At 72.7% G+C, this 21270-nt stretch carries 20 protein-coding genes; 5 read left to right on the top strand and 15 right to left on the bottom strand.

Going from position 1 to position 21270, the window contains the following annotated elements; translation table 11 throughout:
• Positions 1–23: 23 nt before the first annotated feature.
• Positions 24–611 (top strand): isochorismatase family protein, encoded by a 588-nt coding sequence (locus tag QRT04_RS15375; RefSeq protein WP_289456473.1) that lies wholly within the window; start codon positions 24–26, stop codon positions 609–611.
• Between the two features lie 66 nt (positions 612–677).
• Here QRT04_RS15375 and QRT04_RS15380 read toward each other — a convergent pair whose 3' ends face one another.
• The 10 genes from QRT04_RS15380 to uvrC form a co-directional block, all read right to left on the bottom strand.
• On the bottom strand, positions 678–1400 hold the full coding sequence (locus QRT04_RS15380; RefSeq protein WP_289456475.1) for a tetratricopeptide repeat protein: 723 nt from the start codon (positions 1398–1400) through the stop codon (positions 678–680).
• 99 nt (positions 1401–1499) lie between these two features.
• Entirely contained in the window at positions 1500–1847 is a 348-nt protein-coding gene (locus tag QRT04_RS15385; protein WP_289456476.1) for an RNA polymerase-binding protein RbpA, read from the bottom strand.
• Positions 1848–1853: 6 nt separating this feature from the next.
• On the bottom strand, positions 1854–2096 hold the full coding sequence (secG, locus tag QRT04_RS15390) for a preprotein translocase subunit SecG (RefSeq protein WP_289456477.1): 243 nt from the start codon (positions 2094–2096) through the stop codon (positions 1854–1856).
• A gap of 213 nt (positions 2097–2309) precedes the next feature.
• Positions 2310–3095 (bottom strand): triose-phosphate isomerase, encoded by a 786-nt coding sequence (tpiA, locus tag QRT04_RS15395; protein ID WP_289456478.1) that lies wholly within the window; start codon positions 3093–3095, stop codon positions 2310–2312.
• Between the two features lie 3 nt (positions 3096–3098).
• Positions 3099–4301, bottom strand: a complete 1203-nt coding sequence (locus tag QRT04_RS15400) for a phosphoglycerate kinase (protein ID WP_289456479.1) — start codon at positions 4299–4301, stop codon at positions 3099–3101.
• 130 nt (positions 4302–4431) lie between these two features.
• Positions 4432–5436, bottom strand: a complete 1005-nt coding sequence (gene gap, locus QRT04_RS15405) for a type I glyceraldehyde-3-phosphate dehydrogenase (RefSeq protein WP_289456480.1) — start codon at positions 5434–5436, stop codon at positions 4432–4434.
• Positions 5437–5671: 235 nt separating this feature from the next.
• The gene (gene whiA / locus QRT04_RS15410) at positions 5672–6652 is read right to left on the bottom strand and encodes a DNA-binding protein WhiA (protein WP_289456481.1); all 981 of its coding nucleotides are present in this window, start codon (positions 6650–6652) and stop codon (positions 5672–5674) included.
• Between the two features lie 48 nt (positions 6653–6700).
• The gene (locus QRT04_RS15415) at positions 6701–7672 is read right to left on the bottom strand and encodes a gluconeogenesis factor YvcK family protein (RefSeq protein ID WP_289456482.1); all 972 of its coding nucleotides are present in this window, start codon (positions 7670–7672) and stop codon (positions 6701–6703) included.
• Complete coding sequence (gene rapZ / locus QRT04_RS15420) at positions 7669–8613, bottom strand: RNase adapter RapZ (RefSeq protein ID WP_289456483.1); 945 nt, start codon at positions 8611–8613, stop codon at positions 7669–7671. The genes QRT04_RS15415 and rapZ overlap by 4 nt, the downstream gene beginning before the upstream one ends.
• The gene (gene uvrC / locus QRT04_RS15425; RefSeq protein WP_289456485.1) at positions 8610–10661 is read right to left on the bottom strand and encodes an excinuclease ABC subunit UvrC; all 2052 of its coding nucleotides are present in this window, start codon (positions 10659–10661) and stop codon (positions 8610–8612) included. The genes rapZ and uvrC overlap by 4 nt, the downstream gene beginning before the upstream one ends.
• A 156-nt stretch (positions 10662–10817) precedes the next feature.
• On the opposite strand from uvrC, the gene QRT04_RS15430 reads away from it, so the two are divergent.
• Together QRT04_RS15430 and QRT04_RS15435 are read left to right on the top strand one after the other, a co-directional pair.
• Positions 10818–11330: an OsmC family protein gene (locus QRT04_RS15430; protein WP_289456486.1), complete on the top strand. Its 513-nt coding sequence runs from the start codon at positions 10818–10820 to the stop codon at positions 11328–11330.
• The gene (locus QRT04_RS15435; RefSeq protein ID WP_289456487.1) at positions 11327–11800 is read left to right on the top strand and encodes a DUF1990 family protein; all 474 of its coding nucleotides are present in this window, start codon (positions 11327–11329) and stop codon (positions 11798–11800) included. Before QRT04_RS15430 ends, QRT04_RS15435 begins: the two co-directional genes overlap by 4 nt.
• A gap of 28 nt (positions 11801–11828) precedes the next feature.
• On the opposite strand, the gene uvrA is transcribed toward QRT04_RS15435, so the two are convergent.
• A complete protein-coding gene (gene uvrA / locus QRT04_RS15440; protein ID WP_407653649.1) occupies positions 11829–14690 on the bottom strand; it encodes an excinuclease ABC subunit UvrA in 2862 nt (953 codons plus the stop codon).
• Between the two features lie 130 nt (positions 14691–14820).
• Between uvrA and QRT04_RS15445 the strand changes: the two genes are divergently transcribed.
• Positions 14821–16638: a glycoside hydrolase family 15 protein gene (locus QRT04_RS15445; RefSeq protein WP_289456490.1), complete on the top strand. Its 1818-nt coding sequence runs from the start codon at positions 14821–14823 to the stop codon at positions 16636–16638.
• A gap of 69 nt (positions 16639–16707) precedes the next feature.
• Here QRT04_RS15445 and QRT04_RS15450 read toward each other — a convergent pair whose 3' ends face one another.
• Both QRT04_RS15450 and QRT04_RS15455 read right to left on the bottom strand, forming a co-directional pair.
• Positions 16708–17862 (bottom strand): acyl-CoA dehydrogenase family protein, encoded by a 1155-nt coding sequence (locus QRT04_RS15450; protein ID WP_289456492.1) that lies wholly within the window; start codon positions 17860–17862, stop codon positions 16708–16710.
• A 14-nt stretch (positions 17863–17876) separates the two neighbouring features.
• Positions 17877–18701 carry an aldo/keto reductase gene (locus QRT04_RS15455; protein WP_289456493.1) on the bottom strand — a complete coding sequence of 275 codons (825 nt, stop codon included), beginning with the start codon at positions 18699–18701 and terminating at the stop codon, positions 17877–17879.
• A gap of 38 nt (positions 18702–18739) precedes the next feature.
• On the opposite strand from QRT04_RS15455, the gene QRT04_RS15460 reads away from it, so the two are divergent.
• Positions 18740–19024 carry a YciI family protein gene (locus QRT04_RS15460; protein ID WP_289456494.1) on the top strand — a complete coding sequence of 95 codons (285 nt, stop codon included), beginning with the start codon at positions 18740–18742 and terminating at the stop codon, positions 19022–19024.
• Between the two features lie 78 nt (positions 19025–19102).
• On the opposite strand, the gene QRT04_RS15465 is transcribed toward QRT04_RS15460, so the two are convergent.
• Both QRT04_RS15465 and QRT04_RS15470 read right to left on the bottom strand, forming a co-directional pair.
• A complete protein-coding gene (locus tag QRT04_RS15465) occupies positions 19103–20134 on the bottom strand; it encodes a TerC family protein (protein WP_289456496.1) in 1032 nt (343 codons plus the stop codon).
• Positions 20135–20139: 5 nt separating this feature from the next.
• Positions 20140–21195 (bottom strand): TerC family protein, encoded by a 1056-nt coding sequence (locus QRT04_RS15470; RefSeq protein ID WP_289456497.1) that lies wholly within the window; start codon positions 21193–21195, stop codon positions 20140–20142.
• Positions 21196–21270 lie beyond the last annotated feature (75 nt).

A 21270-nucleotide genomic window follows, 5' to 3' on the forward strand; every position in this document is an offset into this window, starting at 1 on the left:
ACCATCCACCCGAAGGGAACACCGTGGCTCTCACCACGCTCGACGACCGCACCGCGCTCGTCGTCATCGACCTGCAGAACGGCATCGCCGGCCGCCCGACGCAGCCGCACGCCGCGCAGGACGTCGTCGCCCGCACCGCCCGGCTCGCGGCCGCCTTCCGCGCCCACGGGCTGCCCGTCGTGCTCGTCCGCGTCGCGACGGCGCCCGACGGCGCGGACGCCGCGCACGGCCGGACCGAGGTCCGACGCCCGCCGCAGGGCGCCCTGCCGGAGGGCTACTCCGACATCGTGCCGGAGCTCGCGGGCCACGCGGGCGACCTCGTGGTGACGAAGCGGAGCTGGGGAGCGTTCTTCGGCACCGAGCTCGACGTGATCCTGCGCCGGCGCGGCGTCACGCAGGTCGTCCTGACCGGGATCGCCACGAGCATCGGCGTCGAGTCCACCGCTCGGCAGGCCCACGAGCTCAACTACAACGTCACGCTCGCGACCGACGCGATGTCCGACCTCACGCCGGATGGGCACGCGAGCTCGGTCGCGCGGATCTTCCCGCGCCTCGGCGAGACGGGCACGACCGACGAGGTCCTGGCGCTGCTGGCCGCGACGCGCGGCTGACGGGCGCGGGCCGCAGCGCGGACACGCCACGTGCGCGCCGCGGCCCCTTCGCAGCACGCCGGCGCGTCACGCCCGCGGGTCCTCGAGCAGTGCGAGCTCCTCATGCACGTACTCGTCGGAGAGCCCGGCGGCGACGAGGTCCGCACGCAGGGCGCGCTGCACCTCGAGCGCGTCGTCGCGCCGACCGACGTGCCGCAACGCCCAGCCGACGGCCCACCGTGCGGCGTTCGTCGCCTGCTCGTCGGACGCCGCCCTCCGTTCGGTCAGCGCCTCGTCGAACGCGTCGAGCGCCCGCTGCCACTCGCCCAGGTCGGCGTGCGCCATGCCGAGGTTGTTGAGCAGCGAGGCGGTCCACGCCCGCGCCGCCGGCTCGTGCGAGCCACGAGCGCGGGCCAGCGCCTCGCGCGTGCACACCACCTGGTCGGCCCCGCGCAGCGTCAGCGCCACCATGTGCATCGCGTCGACCGCCAGCGCGTCGAGCCCGGCCGCGTCCGCGGCCTCCGCCGCCGCGCGGAACACCGGGCGCGCGGCGTCCTCGTCGCCGCTCGAGCGCAGCACGCGCCCGCGTTCGAGCAGCACGCGCACGCGTACCTCCGGCTCGTCGGCCGCGACGGCGTCGAGCTCGGCCAGCGCCTCGTCGTATCGCGACTGCAGCCCGAGCGCCCGCGCGACCTGGGTGCGCAGCACCGCCGCGTCCCCGGCGGAGGTCGCGGCGTCGACCGCCGCCCTGAACCGCGCCTCGGAGGCGACGGGATCGGAGAAGTCCCACAACGGCCGCGGGTCGATCACGCTCGGATGCTACCGACCAGGGCCCGCCGCGGCGCCGCCGGCGGGAACACGAAGGCCCCGGAACTCGTCCCGGGGCCTTCGTCGTTCAGTCCGTGCGGTTCAGCCGCCGCGCCGAGCGCGCAGGGCGGCGAGCGCCTCGTCGAGGATGGCTGCGCCGTCCTCGTCGGAGCGGCGCTCCTTCACGTACGCCAGGTGCGTCTTGTAGGGCTCGTTGCGCACCGGCGCCGGCGGGTTCTCCTGGTCCTGGCCGGCGGGGAAGCCGCACCGCGGGCAGTCCCACGTGGTGGGCGCCTCCTCGGCGGCCTCCTCCGCGAAGCTCGGGCGCGTCTCGTGCCCGTTCGCGCACCAGTAGGAGATCCAGATGCGGGGCGCGCTCTCGCCGCGCTCCGCCTCGCCCATCGGGCCCGCGCCGACGCGGGACCCGCGAATCGCGCTACCGCTCGCCATCGCCGGTCAGCTCGTCTTCTCGACGAGGCCGAGGAGCACGATCACCGCGGTCCAGACGAGCGCGACGCCCACCGTGATCCGGTTGAGGTTCCGCTCCGCGACGCCCGACGACCCCGCGCTGCTCGAGATGCCGCCGCCGAACATGTCCGACAGGCCGCCGCCCTTGCCCTTGTGCAGGAGGACGAGCGGGATGAGCAGGAGGCTGAGCAGCACCAGCAGCACCTGCAGGACGATCTTGACGACGTTCACTGGCGTGTCGTTCCTCACTGGACGGACGGCCGTCGGGCGCCCGGGAGGGGCTGCGACGGTGCGGTTGACCGCGTACAGGGTAGGTGACGTTTGGCCAGATGGGCCACCATCACCCGGCGCGTGCGGCCGCCGATCTGAGATCAGCGTCCGCTTGTCGCCGCGGGCTGACGCGGGAGGGTCGGCGCGGCACCCCGCACCGACCCTCCGCCGCGGTCAGATGTGCGACTTGTACCGCGCGATCGCCGCGAACTCCTCGGGGTCGAGGCTCGCACCGCCGACCAGCGCGCCGTCGACGTCAGGCTTGGCCATGATCGACGCGACGTTGGACGACTTCACCGAGCCGCCGTACAGCACGCGGACCGCCTGCGCCGTCTCCTCGTCGTACAGCTCGACGAGACGCGCGCGGATGGCCTCGGCCATCTCCTGCGCGTCCTCGGGCGTCGCCGTCTCGCCCGTGCCGATCGCCCAGACGGGCTCGTACGCGACGACGACCTTGCGGACCTGCTCGGCCGAGACGTCGAGCAGGCCGCCCTCGAGCTGCAGCAGCGTGTGCTGCACGTGCGCGGCCGCGCGGCGCGTCTCGAGGTCCTCGCCGATGCAGAGGATCGGCGCGAGCCCGGCGCCCAGCGCCGCCTTGACCTTCGCGTTGACGAGGTCGTCGGACTCCGCGTGGTACTGCCGGCGCTCCGAGTGGCCCACGGCGACGTACGTCGCGCCGAGCTTGGCGAGGAACACCGGCGAGGTCTCGCCCGTGTACGCGCCCGAGACGTGCGCGGAGCAGTCCTGGCCGCCGTACTTGAGCTCGAGCTTGTCGGCGTCCACCAGCGTCTGCACGCTGCGGATGTCGGTGAACGGCGGCAGCACCGCGACCTCGACCGCGCCGAAGTCGTGCTTGCCGTCACGCAGCGCCCACGCGAGCTTCTGCACGGTCTGGATCGCCTGCTGGTGGTCCAGGTTCATCTTCCAGTTGCCCGCCATGAGCGGGGTGCGGTTCGCCATGTCTCAGTCCTCCAGGACAGCGATGCCGGGGAGCGTCTTGCCCTCGAGGAACTCGAGGCTCGCGCCACCGCCGGTCGAGATGTGACCGAAGCCGGCCTCGTCGAACCCGAGGATGCGCACCGCAGCCGCGGAGTCACCACCGCCGACGATCGTGAACCCGCCGTTCGTGCCCGCGTCGACGAGCGCCTGCGCGACGGCACGCGTGCCGCCCGCGTACGCCTCGAACTCGAACACGCCCGCGGGGCCGTTCCAGACGATGGTCTTGGCGTCGACGATCTTCGACGCGAAGAGCTGCTCCGACTCGGGGCCGATGTCGAGGCCGATCTTGCCGTCCGGGATCGCGTCGGCCGGCACGACGGTCGCCGGTGCGTCCGCCTTGAACTCGTCCGCGACGCGGATGTCGACCGGCAGGACGATCTCGACACCGTCCCGCTCGGCCTGCGCGAGGTAGCCCTTGACCGTGTCGATCTGGTCGGCCTCGAGGAGCGAGTTGCCGACCGAGTGGCCCTGCGCCGCGAGGAACGTGAACAGCATGCCGCCGCCGATGACGAGGCGGTCGGCCTTGGTCAGCAGGTTGGAGATGACGCCCAGCTTGTCCGAGACCTTCGAGCCGCCGAGCACCACGACGTACGGACGCTCGGGGTTCTCGGTGGCCTTGCGGAGCGACTCGACCTCCTTGAGGACGAGCTTGCCGACCGCGTGGGGCAGCTTCAGTGCGACGTCGTACACCGACGCCTGCTTGCGGTGCACGACGCCGAAGCCGTCGGACACGTACGCGTCGGCGAGCGCCGCGAGCTCGTCGGCCAGCGCGCCGCGCTGCGCCTCGTCCTTGCTCGTCTCCCGCGCGTCGAAGCGCACGTTCTCGAGCAGCGCGATCTCGCCGTCGCCGAGCGCGGCCACCGTCTCCTGCGCCGACTCGCCGACCAGGTCCTTCGCGAGGGCGACGGGCTTGCCGAGCAGCTCCGAGAGGCGCGCGGCGACCGGCGCGAGCGAGTACTTCTCCTCGAAGCCCTCGCCCTTCGGGCGGCCGAGGTGGGCGGTCACGACGACGCGCGCGCCGGCGTCCAGCAGCGCCGTCAGCGTCGGCAGCGCGGCGCGGATGCGGCCGTCGTCGGTGATGGTCGTGCCGTCGAGCGGCACGTTGAAGTCGGAGCGGACGAGCACGCGCTTGCCGCGCAGGTCGCCCAGGTCCTCGATGGTCTTCATGACGTCCTCAGATCGGTTCTCGTGACAGCGGGGATGGGGCCGACAGGCCCGGACACGACTGCGTCCGCGTACGCCGGGGCCGGTGGCCGGGGCGCACGCGGACGCATCGTGTGCTGGTGCTAGCGGGTCGTCAGAGACGGTCGCCCACGTACGACGTCAGCGCGACGAGGCTGTTCGAGTAGCCCCACTCGTTGTCGTACCAGGCGATGATCTTGACCTGGTCGCCGATGACCTTCGTCAGCTTGCTGTCGAAGATGCTCTGGTGCGGGTTCGTCACGATGTCGCTCGAGACGATCTCGTCCTCGACGTACTCCAGGACGCCCTTGAGCGGGCCCTCGGCGGCGGCCTTGACCGCGGCGTTGACCTCGTCGACCGTGACCTCGCGCGAGGCGGTGAAGGTCAGGTCCGTGGCCGAGCCGGTGATCGTCGGGACGCGGAGCGCGAAGCCGTCGAGCTTGCCCTTGAGCTCGGGCAGGACGAGGGCGACGGCCTTGGCGGCGCCGGTCGACGTCGGGACGATGTTCTGCGCGGCGGCGCGGGCGCGACGCAGGTCGCGGTGCGGGCCGTCCTGCAGGTTCTGGTCGCCCGTGTAGGCGTGGATCGTCGTCATGAGGCCGCGCTCGATGCCGATGGCGTCGTTGAGGGCCTTGGCGACGGGCGCGAGGCAGTTCGTCGTGCAGGACGCGTTCGAGATGATGTGCTGCGTCGCCGCGTCGTAGTCGGTGTGGTTCACGCCGACGACGAACGTGCCGTCCTCGTTCTTGGCGGGCGCCGAGATGATGACCTTCTTGGCACCGGCGTCGATGTGCGCCTTCGCCTTGAGCGCGTCGGTGAAGAAGCCCGTCGACTCGATGACGATGTCCGCGCCGAGCTCGGCCCACGGGAGGTTCGCCGGGTCGCGCTCCTCGAGCGCACGGATCTTCTTGCCGTCGACGATGATGTTCTCGTCGTCGAAGTCCACGCTCAGCGGGAACCGACCGAGCACCGTGTCGTACTTCAGCAGGTGCGCCAGGGTCTTGTTGTCCGTCAGGTCGTTGACGCCGACGATCTCGATGTCGGCGCCCGACGCCACGATGGCGCGGTAGAAGTTACGACCGATGCGGCCGAAGCCGTTGATGCCGACCTTGATGGTCACTTGCCCTCCTCGGCAGCGCCGACGGGGTCGGCGCACACAATTGGTGTTGGGACTCGCACGCCGCTGTGCGTCCGACCTGCCACACACCCGTTCGTGTCCAGCACGTGACGATCGTGTGACGGTCGGTTGGGACGAGCCTATACCAGTGACCGCTGTCACCCGGTCCCGAAGGTCCCGGTACGGACAGCGGGCACCCCGGTAGGTCGAAGGCCCAGGTCAGCGGCCCACGACGGGCTCAGAGGTCGAGCAGATCCGGGCTCAGGCCGGCCTCGGTGTCCGGGATGCCGAGCTCCGAGGCGCGCTTGTCAGCGGTCGCCAGGAGGCGCCGGATGCGGCCCGCGACCGCGTCCTTCGTCAGCGGGGGCGTGGCGAGCTTGCCGAGCTCCTCGAGCGACGCCTCCTTGTGCGACAGGCGCAGCTCCCCCGCCTCGCGCAGGTGCTCGGGCAGCTCCTCGCCCAGGATCTCGAAGGCGCGCTCCACGCGGGCGCCCGCGGCCACCGCGGCGCGCGCCGACCGGCGCAGGTTCGCGTCGTCGAAGTTGGCCAGGCGGTTCGCCGTGCCGCGCACCTCGCGCCGCACGCGGCGCTCCTCCCACACGAGCATCGCCTCGTGCGCGCCGAGCCGCGCGAGCATCGCCGCGATCGCGTCGCCGTCGCGGATCACCACGCGGTCGACGCCGCGCACCTCCCGCGCCTTGGCGCTGATGCCGAGCCGCCGTGCCGCACCCACCAGGGCGAGCGCCGCCTCCGGACCGGGGCACGTGACCTCGAGCGCCGACGAACGACCCGGCTCGGTGAGCGAGCCGTGCGCCAGGAACGCGCCCCGCCACGCCGCCTCGGCCTCGCCGACGCCCGCCGAGACGACCTGCGGCGGCAGGCCGCGCACCGGCCGGCCGCGGTTGTCGAGCAGACCCGTCTGGCGCGCGAGCGACTCGCCGTCCTTGACGACGCGCACCACGTAGCGGCTCCCGCGCCGCAGGCCACCCGCGGAGACGACGATGAAGTCGCTCTCGTGGCCGTACACGTCCTTGATCGCCTCGCGCAGCCGGCGTGCCGCGATGCCCGAGTCGAGCTCGGCCTCGATGACGATCCGGCCCGAGATGATGTGCAGCCCGCCGGCGAACCGGAGGGTGGCCGCGACCTCGGCCTTCCGCAAGGACGTCTTGTCCACCTTGAGCCGGGCGAGCTCGTCCTTGACCTGTGCCGTCAGCGCCATGGCGTCATCCTGCCATCGCCGCCCGGCCTTCGGGCCCGCTCTCCGATCTCACCCGACGTCGCCCAGGACGCGGTCCATCGCGTCCCGGTAGGCCGCCGCGAGCCGCAGCGGGTCGTGCCGCGCGGTGCCGTCGCCGCGGCTGACCTGGCGCAGGATCAGGTGGGCGCCGGTCAGCTCGCAGTGGTCCGCGAGCAGGACCGGGTCCTCCACGGCAGCCGGGTCCGCGACGACGGCGGCGAAGCGCAGCTCGGGCGCGTACTCGTGGATGACGTCGAGGTAGTGCTCGGCTCGCATCCCGGCGGTCTCCCCCGTGCCCGCCGCGAGGTTGAGCGTGAGCACGATCGGCGCGGACGTCTCGCGCAGCGCGTCGCGCAGCTCGGGGACGAGCAGGTGCGGCAGCACGGACGTGTACCAGGAGCCGGGGCCCAGCACGATCCAGTCCGCCGACCGCACGGCCTCGACCGCCTCGGCGCACGCCGGCGGGTCCGCGGGCACGAGCCGGACGGCCTCGATCGGCTCGACCGTGACGGCGATGCGGCTCTGGCCGACCACCACGCGCGGTCCCGTCTCGCCGCGGACGTCCGCCTCGATCCGGAGCGGCACGGCCGCCATGGGAAGCACCCGGCCGCGCGCGCCCAGCAGGCGGCCCACCCAGTCGAGCCCCTCGACCGTGTCCCCCAGCAGCTCCCACAGCGCGACGATCAGCAGGTTCCCGACCGCGTGCTGGTCGAGCCCGCCGTCCGACGCGAACCGGTGCTGCAGCACGTCACGCCACGTGCGACCCCACTCCGAGTCGTCGCACAGCGCCGCGAGGGCCATGCGCAGGTCGCCGGGCGGCAGGACGCCGAGCTCGTCGCGCAGTCGCCCCGAGGACCCGCCGTCGTCCGCGACCGTGACGACCGCCGTGATCCGGTCGGTCACGAGCCGCAGGGCGGACAGCGACGCGGACAGTCCGTGCCCACCGCCGAACGCGACCACGGCGGGGCCGTGCGTCGAGCGGGGGGCGGGAGCCGCCCTCATTCCTTCCCGAGGTCGCGCGCCGCGACCGTCACGTGGTGCCCGCGCTCGCGCAGCTTGGCGGCGATCGCCTCGCTGATCGCCACCGAGCGGTGCTTGCCACCGGTACAGCCGACGGCGATCGTCACGTACCGCTTCTCCTCGTTGAGGTAGCCCGCGAGCACGGGCTCGAGCGCGTCGACGTAGCGGTCGACGAACTGGCTCGCGCCGGGCAGCCCGAGCACGTAGTCGCGGACGGGGGCGTCGCGGCCCGTCAGGTGCCGCAGCTCGGTGACCCAGTACGGGTTCGACAGGAACCGCACGTCGACGACGTGGTCGGCGTCGAGCGGCAGGCCGTACTTGAAGCCGAACGAGACGACCGAGACGCGGAGCACGTCCTCGGTGTCGCCGGCGACGACCGCACGGACCTGGCGCGCGAGGTCGTGCACGTTGAGGTTCGAGGTGTCGATGACGGTGTCGGCCCGCTCGCGCAGGTCGGAGAGCAGCGCGCGCTCGGCCGCGATGCCGTCGAGCACGCGACCCTCGCCCTGGAGCGGGTGCGGACGGCGCACCTGCTCGTACCGCCGCACGAGCTCCTCGTCGGACGCCTCGAGGAACAGGATCCGGTGGTCGACGCCGACGTCCGAGAGCGAGTCGAGCACCCGCGTCAGGTCGTTGAAGAACTCGCGCCCGCGCACGTCGATCACCGCGGCCAGGCGCTGCGCACCCGCTCCCGCCTGGCCGCTCGTCAGCATGCCGACGAGGTGGGTGAGCATCTGCGCCGGCAGGTTGTCGACCACGTACCAGTCGAGGTCCTCCAGCACCGCGGCGGCGCGCGTGCGACCCGCACCCGACATGCCGGTGATGATCAGGACCTGCGGCTGCAGCAGGCGCGGCGACTCGGCGGCCGCGTCGATCGCGGGGATGCCTGACGGGACCGTCATGGGCGAGGGCTCGTCGCTCATGGGGCCAGCATGCCAGCCGGGTCGTCGGCCGTCGGGACGGCGCCACCGGTGGTGCCGCCCGAGTCGCTCGCGTCGGCGGACGCTCCGTCCCCCGCCGAGCCCGCCAGGGCCGCGACGACCGCCGCGGCCGTGCGCGCACCCATGCCGGGGACCGCCGCGACCTCCTCGACGCTCGCCGCCCGCAGCCGCTTCACCGACCCGAACCGCTTGAGGAGCGCTGCCTGCCGCGCGGGGCCGAGCCCGGGTACCGCGTCGAGCGCCGAGGTCGTCATGCCCTTGCTCCGCCGCTTGCGGTGCGCGGTGATCGCGAACCGGTGCGCCTCGTCCCGCAACCGCTGCAGCAGGTACAGGCCCTCGGAGCTGCGCTCGAGGATCACCGGGTAGTCGTCGCCCGGCAGCCACACCTCCTCGAGCCGTTTGGCGAGGCCGCACAGCGCGACGTCGTCGATGCCGAGCTCCGCCATCGCCGCCGCCGCGGCCGCCACCTGCGGCGGGCCGCCGTCGACCACCACGAGGTTCGGCGGGTACGCGAAGCGGGCGGGGCGGCCGGTCGCCTCGTCGACCGGGCCGGAGCGGTGGGCGGGCTCGTCGGCCGCCCAGTCCTCGTCCTCGCCCAGACCGAGCTCGACGTCGTGCGCGTCGACCCGCTCGGCGAGGTAGCGCCGGAACCGCCTGCTGATCACCTCGTGCATCGCCGCGGTGTCGTCACGCGCGCCCTGGCCCTCCGGGCCGCGGACGCTGAACAGCCGGTACTCCGACTTGCGGGGCATCCCGTCCTCGAACACGACCATGGACGCGGACTGGTACGTGCCCTGGTTGTGCGAGACGTCGTAGCACTCGATGCGCAGCGGCGCGCTCTCGAGGCCGAGCGCCTCCTGGATCTCGCGGAGCGCCTGGCTCCGCGTCGTGAGGTCGCCGGCGCGGCGGGTGCGGTGCAGCACCAGCGCGTGCTCCGCGTTGCGGCGCACCGTCTCCGCGAGCTCGCGCTTGTCGCCGCGCTGCGGCACCCGGACCTGGACCCGGCTGCCACGCAGGCCCGTCAGCCACGCCTGGACCTGGTCGACGTCGGGCGGCAGCACCGGCACGAGGACCTCACGCGGCACCGCCGCGTCCGGCGTCCCGTAGACCTGCTGGAGCAGGTGCTCGACGAGGTCGGCGTCGTCGACGTCCTCGACCTTCTCGACCACCCAGCCGCGCTGGCCCCGGATGCGCCCGTCGCGCACATGGAACACCTGGACGGCGGCCTCGAGCTCGTCGCCGACGAGCGCGAACAGGTCGGCGTCGGTGCCGTCGGCCAGCACCACAGCGTTCCGCTCCGTGGCGCGCTGGAGCGTCGCGATGTCGTCGCGGAGGCGCGCCGCGCGCTCGTAGTCGAGCTCGGCCGCCGCCTCCTTCATGCGCGCCGTGAGCCGGCGCTCGAACTTGGCGGTGTCGCCCGCCATGAAGTCGCAGAAGTCCTGCGCGAGCCGGTGGTGGTCGTCGGGCGAGATGCGGCCCACGCACGGCGCGGAGCACTTGTCGATGTAGCCGAGCAGGCACGGCCGGCCCTGCTGGTGGGCCCGCTTGAAGACGCCCGCCGAGCAGGTGCGCACCGGGAACACGCGCAGCAGCAGGTCGACCGTCTCGCGGATCGCCCACGCGTGCGCGTACGGGCCGAAGTACCGCGTGCCCTTGCGCTTCGCGCCGCGCATGACCTGCACCCGCGGGAACTCGTCCGCCATCGTCACCGCGAGGTAGGGGTACGACTTGTCGTCGCGGTACTTGATGTTGAACCGCGGGTCGAACTCCTTGATCCACGAGTACTCGAGCGCGAGCGCCTCGACCTCGGTGCCCACCACGGTCCACTGCACGGACGACGCCGTCGTGACCATCTGCTGCGTGCGCGGGTGCAGGCCCGCGAGGTCCTGGAAGTAGCTCGACAGACGCGAGCGCAACGACTTCGCCTTGCCGACGTAGATGACCCGGCCGTGCTCGTCGCGGAACCGGTAGACGCCGGGCGCGTCCGGGATCTCTCCGGGCGCGGGTCGGTAGGTGGCGGGGTCGGCCATGTGTTCGAGCCTAGTTCGGCGCACCGACAAGTCCGGTCGCAGCACCCAGCGCCGCGCCCCGTCCGGGTCCGACACGCGGGTCCGACGCGCCGGACTGCGCGCGGGCGTGCGGCCGGTGCGGCGACGTCGGGCGCCGGCGCTCGGTACCGTGCCGTCATGGGCCCGCTGCACACGTACTCGACCGACCTCACCTGGACCGGCGCAGGCGCCACGGGCACGACCAGCTACACGGCGTACAGCCGCGACCACGAGGTGCGGATCGGCACCAAGCCTCCGCTCCTCGGCTCGTCGGACCCCGCGTTCCGCGGCGACCGCGACCGGTTCAGCCCCGAGGAGCTGCTGGTCGCGTCGCTCTCGCAGTGCCACCTGCTCTGGTTCCTCCACCTCGCGGCCGCTGCCGGCATCGTCGTCGTGGGGTACGAGGACCGGGCGACCGGGACCATGCGCGTCGAGGCCGCGGGGCACGGCCAGTTCACCGAGGTCGTGCTGCACCCGCGCGTGACGATCAGCGGGTCCGCGCACCTGGCCGACGGCTCGGCGGTCACGGACGGCGCCCTCGCGGACGTGCACCACAAGGCGCACGAGCACTGCTTCATCTCGCGGTCGGTGAACTTCCCGGTACGGATCGAGCCGGTGCCCGTGCGCGTCGCGCAGCCCGGCGCCGCATGACGCGCACCGCGCGGACCCTGACCCAGCAGGCGGTCGTGGGCCACGGCCGCGACGCGTTCCGTTCGGCCGTCGACGGCCTCATGACGTGGCAGATGCACCGTCGGGCAGGCGTGCGCACCGAGCCCGCGGGCAGGACCGGCGCGATCGGCCGTGCGGAGCCCGGCCTCAGGGTGGCCGTCGGCATCGGGCCGCGTCGGCTGGCGCTCGGTGGCGTGTGCGTCGTCGAGCGCGTGGACAGCGACGGTGAGCGCGTGTCGCTGACCTATCGGACCGAGGCAGGGCACGTCGAGGACGGGGTCCAGACGTTCGACGTCGTGCTCATGCCGGACGGCGAGGTGCGCGGACGCATCACGTCGACCTCGACGCCCGCCCACCGTCTGCTGCGTGCACTGCCGGGCCTCGGCGCCGCGGGCCAGCGCGTCGTCGCCCGCCGGTACCTGCGGGCCCTGCGCCGGCTCGCGGCGTCCTGAACCGCGCCGCGCTCATGCCGAGACGTGCTCAGGCCGAGACGCGCTCCGCGACCGGCTCGAGCACCTCGGCAAGGAACCGCCCGGTGTGGCTCTCCGGGACCCGTGCGACCTGCTCGGGCGTGCCCTCGGCGATCACGAGCCCACCGCCGCTGCCGCCCTCCGGGCCCATGTCGACGACCCAGTCGGCGTTCTTGATCACGTCGAGGTTGTGCTCGATGACGATCACGGTGTTGCCCTTGTCGACCAGCGACTGGAGCACGCCCAGAAGCTTGCGGATGTCCTCGAAGTGCAGACCCGTGGTCGGCTCGTCGAGCACGTAGATCGTCCGGCCGGTCGACCGCCGCTGGAGCTCGGCCGCGAGCTTCACTCGCTGCGCCTCGCCGCCCGACAGCGTCGGCGCCGGCTGCCCGAGCCGGACGTAGCCGAGCCCGACGTCGACGAGCGTCCGCAGGTGGCGGCTGATGGCGGGGACCGCGGCGAAGAACTCGGCGGCCTCCTCGATCGGCATCGCGAGCACGTCGGCGACCGTCTTGCCCTTGAAGTGCACCTCGAGCGTCTCGCGGTTGTAGCGCGCGCCGTGGCAGACCTCGCACGGGACGTAGACGTCCGGCAGGAAGTTCATCTCGATCTTGAGCGTGCCGTCGCCCGAGCACGCCTCGCAGCGGCCGCCCTTGACGTTGAACGAGAACCGGCCCGGCGTGTAGCCGCGCACCTTCGCCTCGGTCGTCTCGGCGAACAGCCGGCGGACGTGGTCCCACACGCCGGTGTACGTGGCGGGGTTCGAGCGCGGCGTGCGGCCGATGGGCCCCTGGTCGACGTGCACGACCTTGTCGAGGTGCTCGAGCCCCGTCACGCGCTTGTGCCGGCCCGCGACCTGGCGGGCGCCGTTGAGCTCGTTGGCGAGCACCGTGTAGAGGATCGAGTTCACGAGCGTCGACTTGCCGGAGCCGGAGACGCCCGTGACCGCGGTGAACGTGCCGAGCGGGAACTTCACGTCGATGCCGCGCAGGTTGTGCTCGCGCGCGTTCTCCACGGTCACCACCCGGCTCCGGTCCACCGGCCGGCGCTCGGACGGCATCGGGATCGACCGCCGGCCCGAGAGGTACGCGCCCGTCACGGACTCCTTCGACGACAGCAGCCCGTCCAGGTCGCCCGAGTGCACGACGCGGCCGCCGTGCTCCCCCGCGCCGGGGCCGATATCGACGATCCAGTCCGCCGTCCGGATCGTGTCCTCGTCGTGCTCGACGACGATCAGCGTGTTCCCGAGGTCGCGCAGGCGCGTGAGCGTGTCGATGAGGCGGCGGTTGTCGCGCTGGTGCAGGCCGATCGACGGCTCGTCCAGCACGTAGAGGACGCCGACCAGCCCGGAGCCGATCTGCGTCGCGAGCCGGATGCGCTGCGCCTCGCCGCCCGAGAGCGTCGCGGCCGGCCGCGTGAGCGACAGGTAGTCGAGCCCGACGTCGAGCAGGAAGCCGAGCCGGGCCTGGATCTCCTTGAGCACCTGCGTGGCGATCGCGCGCTCGCGCTCGCCGAGCTCGAGCGTGTCGAGGAACGCCTGGCACTCGCGGATCGGCAGGGCGCACACCTCGGCGATCGAGCGGCCGCCGACCTTGACCGCGAGCACCTCGGGCTTGAGCCGCGCACCTTGGCACACCGGGCACGGGACCTCGCGCATGAAGGCCTCGTACTTCTCCTTGCTCCAGTCCGACTCGGTCTCCGTGTGGCGACGCTCGAGGAACGTCACCACTCCTTCGAAGCCCGTCGAGTACTGCCGCTCACGGCCCCACCGGTTCTTGTACCGGACGTGCACCTCGTGGTTGCGGCCGTACAGCACCGCGTCGCGTGCCCGCTCCGGGAGCGCACGCCACGGGGCGCTCGTCGAGAACCCCATCTCCTCCGCGAGGGCAGAGAGCACGCGCCCGAAGTACTCGCTCGAGATCTGCGACCAGGGCGCGATCGCGCCGTCGTCGAGCGAGAGGTCCTCGTTCGGCACGACGAGCTCGGGGTCGACCTCGAGCCGCGAGCCGATGCCCGTGCACTCGGGGCAGGCGCCGTACGGCGCGTTGAACGAGAACGTGCGGGGCTCGATCTCGTCGAGCGTGAGCACGTGGTCGTTGGGGCACGCGCGGTTCTCCGAGAACCGGCGCTCGCGCTCCGGGTCGTCCGGGTCCGCGTCGACCAGCTCGACGACCACGAGGCCGCCGGCCAGGTTCAGCGCGGTCTCGACCGAGTCCGTCAGCCGCCGCTGCACGCCCTCGCGCGAGACGAGCCGGTCGACGACGACCTCGATGTCGTGCTTGAGCTTCTTCTCGAGCGTCGGCGGGTCCGTGAGCTGCACGACCTCGCCGTCGACGCGCGCCCGCGCGAAGCCCTTGCCCTGCAGCTCCTTGAACAGGTCGGCGTACTCGCCCTTGCGGCCGCGCACGACCGGCGCCAGCACCTGGTAACGCGTGCCCTCGGGCAGCTCGAGCAGCCGGTCGACGATCTGCTGCGGCGTCTGCGCCGTGACGCGCTCGCCGCAGACCGGGCAGAACTGCGTGCCGGCGCGCGCGAACAGCAGACGCAGGTAGTCGTACACCTCGGTGATCGTCCCGACCGTCGAGCGCGGGTTCCGGTTGGTCGACTTCTGGTCGATCGACACCGCGGGCGACAGGCCCTCGATGAAGTCGACGTCGGGCTTGTCCATCTGGCCGAGGAACTGCCGGGCGTACGCGGACAGGCTCTCGACGTAGCGCCGCTGCCCCTCCGCGAAGATGGTGTCGAACGCGAGGGACGACTTGCCCGAGCCCGAGAGCCCCGTGAATACGATCAGCTGATCGCGCGGGAGGTCGAGGTCGACGTTGCGGAGATTGTGCTCGCGGGCGCCCTGCACCACCAGACGGTCGTTCACGGCGGGCAGTCTACGTTCCGGAACTGACATTCGCACGCATGTTCGACCTGGGCGAACAGGCCGGACCCGCGCACCGTGCCGGCACGCCTCGCCGTGCCGCGCCCGCGCCGCAGGGTCATGCTGAGACGCCATGAGCGACAACGACCCCGACCTCGTCCCGATCTCCGAGTACGCGGTGCTCGGGGACGGCAGCACCGCGGCGCTGGTCTCCCGCCGGGGGTCGATCGACTGGCTCTGCCTGCCCGGCTTCGACTCGGCGGCGTGCTTCGCGCGCCTGCTCGGCACGCGGGAGAACGGCCACTGGCTGCTCACCGTGCCGACCGCGACCCGCGTCACACGGCGCTACGTCGCCGAGTCGTTCGTGCTCGAGACGACCTACGAGGCGCCCACCGGCACCGCGGTCGTGCTCGAGGCGATGCCGCTCGGCGACGGCCGCTCGGACGTGGTGCGGCGCATCGAGTGCACGTCGGGCCACGTCGAGGTCGAGCACCGGTGGGTCGTGCGGTTCGGGTACGGCGGCATCGAGCCGTGGGTCAGCCGCCTCACCGACGAGCGGGGCGAGGACGCGATCCGCGCGATCGCCGGCCCCGACTCGCTCATCCTGCGCGGCGACCGCCTGCCGATCGCCGCTGACCGCCACCACGAGGACCACTTCACGCTCGCGCGGGGCGAGGTCGTCGAGCTCGCGCTCACCTGGGTGCCGTCGTGGCAGCCCGTGCCCGAGCGGCTGACGATCGACGACCGCCTCGACCACACGCGTGTCCAGTGGGGACTGTGGGCGCGGTCGTGCGCGTACGAGGGCTCCTACCGCGAGGCGGTCATCCGCTCGCTGCTCGTGCTCCGGCTGCTCACCGACGCGGAGACGGGCGGCATCGTCGCGGCGGCCACCACGTCGCTCCCCGAGGACTTCGGCGGCGAGCGGAACTGGGACTACCGCTACTGCTGGCTGCGCGACGCGGCACTGACGATCGAGGCGCTCGTCGAGCACGGCTACCGCGACGAGGCGACCCAGTGGCGCGGCTGGCTGCTCCGCGCCGTGGCGGGCGACCCCGCCGACCTCCAGATCATGTACCGCGTCGACGGCGGCCGGGACATCCCCGAGCGCGAGCTGAGCCACCTCGCCGGCTACGCCGGCTCGACGCCCGTCCGCGTCGGGAACCTCGCGGTCGGCCAGGTGCAGAACGACGTGCTCGGCGAGGTCATGTGCGCGCTCGAGACCGCCCGCGAGGACGGCATCGACGAGACGACCGACTCGTGGTCGCTCCAGCGGCACCTGGTCGACGAGCTCCTGCAGCACTGGCGCGACCCGGACCGGGGCATCTGGGAGGTGCGCGGCGACCCGCGCCACTTCACGCACTCGAAGGTCATGGCGTGGGCGGCCGTGGACCGCGCCGTCCGCGCCGCCGAGAAGCACGACCTCGACGCGCCGCTCGAGCGGTGGCGACGCGAGCGCGACGCGATCCACGCCGACGTGCTCGAGCACGGCTGGTCGGACGAGCGGGGCACGTTCGTGCAGTCGTACGGCGCGGAGCACGTCGACGCGGCGCTGCTCCAGCTCGTCATCGTCGGGTTCCTGCCGCCCGATGACGAGCGGCTCCGGTCGACCGTCGCCGCGATCCGCCGGGACCTCGAGGTCGCCCCCGGGCTGCTGCGCCGGTACGAGACCGAGAAGTCCGACGACGGCGTGGCCGGTGACGAGCACCCGTTCCTCGCGTGCTCGTTCTGGCTCGCGGACGCGCTCGCGCGGCTCGACGACATCGACGCGGCAACGGACGTGCTCGACACCGTGATCGGGCTCGCGAACGACGTCGGGCTCCTCGCGGAGCAGTTCGACCCCCGCGGGCGGCGCATGGCGGGCAACGTGCCGCAGGCGCTCTCCCACCTGGCGCTGGTCCGCGCCGTGCACAGCCACGACCTGGCGCTCGAGCGCGCCGGCCGACGGGACTGACGAGACGGCTGCGGAGTCAGGCACCTGGCCCGGGAGGTGTCGCGGGAGGCGCCGGAGCGCCGTGACCGGCTACTCGAGCGGCCCCAGCACCGACTGCGCGACGGTCGAGTGCGCCGACTCGTCGTCCGACGGGTGGAATATGCCCGCGAGCACGTCGCGGTAGAGCCGGCCGAGCTCGCCGCCTGTGTAGTAGGACGCGCCGCCCGACACCTGCAGCGCGAGGTCGACCACGCGGCGCGCCGACTCGACTGCCCGGACCTTGAGGCCCACGACCTGCGCGAACCACCGTGCGCCGTGGTCCGCCTGCTCGTCGACGTCCCGCGCGAGCGCGAACACCTGGAGCTCGGCGCCGTCCTGCGCGAGCGCCGCGTCGGCGACCTTCCAGCGGATGTCGGGATCCTGCGAGTACGCGCGGCCGTCGTACTTCATCGACCGGCGGCGCCGCGTGGCCTCGACGCCCAGCTCGATCGCGCGTCGGCCGATCCCGGTGTAGACGGCCGCGAGCAGGACCTCGAAGACCGCGAACAGCGCGAACACGAACGAGTCGGCGCTCGGCCCCGGTGGGAGAGCGCGGTAGACGTGCGCGGGTGCGGCGTAGGCGCCGTCGAGCACCGTGGTCTCGGACTGCGTCGCGCGCATGCCGAGCGTGTCCCAGTCGCCCTTCGTCGTGACGCCGTCGCGCCCGACGACGCCGTGCACGAGCCGCGGGCCGTCCGGGTGGTGCTCGTCGAGCCCGAACGTCGCGAGCCGCGTCCAGACCGGCGAGAGCGACGTGAAGATCTTCGTGCCGAAGAACCTGTAGCCGCCGTCGGCCTGCCGCTCGGCGCGGGTGCGGGAGCCGAACATGACGAGGTCGTTGCCGGCCTCCGAGTTGCCGAACGCGAACACCTCCCCGGCCGCCGCCTCCCGGAGCACGAACTCGACGGAGTCGTCGCCGCGCGCGACCAGCAGAGCCGCGAGGCCCGTCACGACGAGGTGCATGTTGACGGCCAGCGCGGTCGCGGGCGCCGCGGCGGCGAGCCGCACCTGCTCGCGCGACACCTCCTCCAGCGTCAGGCCGGCGCCGCCGAGCCGCTCGGGCACGAACGCGCGCAGGTACCCGGCGTCGACGAGCTCGGCGAGGTCCTCGTGCGGGAACGTGTTCTCGCGGTCGTGGCCGGGCGCGCGCTCGTGCACGCGCGCCAGCAGGTCGTCGGTGAGCAGCGTGCGCAGCTCGCGCGGCATGGCGGTCCTCCGGTTCAGCTGACGCGGTCGGGGTGGGATCCGGTGCGCTCGTCCCGGTCGAGCGCGGCGATCCGCGCGTGGTCCTCGTCCGTCAGCGCGAAGCCGAACACGTCGAGGTTCGCGCGGATCCGCTCGGGCGTCACCGACTTCGGCACCGCCGCGACATCGAGGTCCAGGTGCCAGCGCAGCACGACCTGCGCCGGGCTGACGCCGTGCTCCGCAGCGATCTCGCCGAGGACGGGGTCGCGCAGCACCGCGCCGCGGCCGAGCGGCGACCACGCCTGCGTGACGATCCCGTGCTCGGCGTGGAACGCGCGCAGCTCGCGCTGCTGCAGGTACGGGTGCAGCTCGACCTGGTTGACGACCGGGGCCTCGCCCGAGTCGTCGATGATCCGCCCCAGGTGGTCCGGCTGGAAGTTCGAGACGCCGACCGACCGGACCCGGCCCTCGTCGCGGAGCTCGCGCAGCGCGCGCCAGGTCTCGACGTAGAGCGCGCGAGCGGGCGACGGCCAGTGGATCAGGTAGAGGTCCGGCGCGCCGAGGCCCAGCCGGTCGACCGAGGCGTCGAACGCCGCGCGAGCCGCCGCGCGCCCGTGCGCGTCGTTCCACAGCTTGGTCGTCACGAACACCGCGTCGCGCGGCAGCCCACTGGCGCGGACCGCCACGCCCACCGCGCGCTCGTTCCGGTACAGCGTCGCCGTGTCGACCAGCCGGTACCCGGCCTCCAGAGCGGTCGTCACCGCCGGGACCGCCGCGGCCTCGTCCACCTTGTAGACGCCGAAGCCCAGCATCGGCATCCGTGAACCGTCGGAGAGCAGCACGTCCGGGATGTCGACCACCCCGCCACTGTGCCACCCGCGTGGGGCAGGATGCGCGCATGACGACGTATGCCGTGCGCTACACCTACGACGCGCGTTCCGACGTCCGGGACGCCGTGCGTCCCGAGCACCGCGCCTACCTCGGCGGCCTGCTCGAGCGCGGCGCGCTCCACATGAGCGGACCGTTCTCCGACGAGGGCGAGCCCGGCGCGCTGCTGATCTTCGAGGCGGCGGGCGCCGAGGAGCTCGCCGAGCTGCTCGCCGCCGACCCGTTCGCCCGCGAGGGCCTGGTCGCGCGGATCGACGTCCGCGCGTGGACGGTCGCGATCGGCTCGCTCGGCTGAGCGCGTCGACGCACTGACCGCGCCCGCGCGGCGCGGTCCGCCGCCGTCCGCGTCGTGGCGCGCGGCGGGCGGCCCGCGTCAGGCGTCCGCGTCGTCGCCCGCGGCGACCACGCGCGGGTCCTGCGCCGGCACGCCGGCCCGCGCGTCGCGCCGCACCTTGAGCGCACTCGCCACGGCGGTGACGCCGAGGATCGCGACGATCGCGAGCAGCGAGACCCACACGGGCACGTCGGGCGCCCACGCGATCGGCTCGCCGCCGTTGATGAAGGGCACCTCGTTCTCGCGCAGCGCCTCGAGCACGAGCTTGACGCCGATGAAGCCGAGCAGCACCGCCAGCCCGATGTTCAGGTACACCATGCGGCGCAGCAGGTCGCCGAGCAGGAAGTACAGCTGGCGCAGCCCCATCAGGGCGAACACGTTCGCCATCAGCACGAGGTACGGCTCGGTCGTGAGGCCGAAGATCGCGGGGATCGAGTCGAACGCGAACAGCAGGTCGGTCACGCCGAGCGCGACGAGCACGATGAGCATCGGCGTCACGAGCCGTCGGCCGTTCTCGCGGATCGTGAGCCGCACGCCGTGGTACTCGGGCGTCGACGGCACCACGCGCTGCACCCAGCTGACGACGCGCGGGGGCGTGTACTCGTCGTCGCCCGTGTCGCCCTCGGAGCCGACCTTCCACGCGGTCCAGATCAGGAACGCGCCGAACACGTAGAACATCCAGCTGAACGCGTTGATGACGGCCGTGCCGGCGAGGATGAAGACGCCGCGCAGCACGAGCGCCAGCACGATCCCCACGAGCAGCGCGGTCTGCTGGTAGATCCGTGGGACCGCGAACCGGCTCATGATCAGCAGGAAGACGAAGAGGTTGTCGACCGAGAGCGAGTACTCGGTGAGCCAGCCCGCGTAGAACTGGCCCGCGTACTCGCCGCCGGCCCAGACCCAGACGCCGAGCCCGAACAGGATCGCGAGCCCCACGTACAGCGCGAGGTAGCGCACGCACTCCGCCACCGTGGGGACGTGCGGGCGGCGGCCGACGACGGCGACGTCGACGACGAGCACGGCCGCCGCCACGGAGAGCGTGACGGCCCAGGTCAGGGGTGCGACGTGCATGGTCCTCAGTTCTCGTCGATGCGCCGCGTGGTCGCGGTGGCGTTGTCGGGCGACGCGGCCGAGCCGTCCGTCACCTCGCGTCCTCGGCGCGTGGCGACGAGGGACGCGACGGTCGCGACCGCGAGGGTCGCGAGGATGAACGCGAGCGACGCCCACGTCGGGATCTCGGGCGCCCACTCGACGGGCTCACCGCCGTTGATGAACGGCAGCTCGTTGGTGTGCAGCGCGTGGAGCACGAGCTTGACGCCGATGAAGCCGAGGATCACGGCCAAGCCCTGCGCCAGGTACACGAGCCGTTCGAGCAGGCCGCCGATCAGGAAGTACAGCTGGCGCAGGCCGAGGAGTGCGAACGCGTTCGCGGTGAACACGATGTACGGCTCCTCCGTGAGCCCATAGATCGCGGGGATCGAGTCGAGGGCGAACAGGACGTCGGTCGTGCCGATCGCGACCATGACCACGAGCATCGGCGTGAACACGCGCCGGCCGTCGACCCGGACCGTCAGCCGGTCGTCGTGGTACGTGTCCGTCGTCGGGACGACGCGCTTCAGCCAGCGGACCATGAGCCCGTCGCCCCGGTGCGCCGCCTGCTCCTCGAGCGGCTCGTCGTCGTGCTCCCGCACGAGCTTGACGGCCGTGTAGAGCAGGAACGCGCCGAAGACGTAGAAGACCCACGAGAACTGCTCGATCGCGGCGGCACCGAGCAGGATGAAAGCCGTCCGCAGCACGAGCGCGATGACGACGCCCACCAGCAGCACCTTCTGCTGATACATCCGCGGGACCGCGAACCTCGTCATGATGATGAGGAAGACGAACAGGTTGTCGACCGAGAGGCTCTTCTCGGTGACGTACCCCGCGAAGTACTCCCCCGCGTGACCCCAGTCCCAGACGAGGCCGAGCGCCACGCCGAACGCGAGTGCGAACGCGATGTAGGCGCCGGACCACCACGCGGACTCGCGGAAGGTCGGCTCGTGCGGCGTGCGCACGTGGGCGAAGAAGTCGAAGACGATGAGGCCGGCGACGACCACCGCCGTCAGCAGCCAGACCCAGAGCGGGACGTTCATCGAGTACCCCCGGTACGTGCGTGTGTACCGAAGGTCTCCCCCACCCGGGCTCTCGTCGAGCCGGGCCGAACGCGC

Source organism: Cellulomonas alba, assembly GCF_030362835.1.
Taxonomy (GTDB): domain Bacteria; phylum Actinomycetota; class Actinomycetes; order Actinomycetales; family Cellulomonadaceae; genus Cellulomonas; species Cellulomonas alba.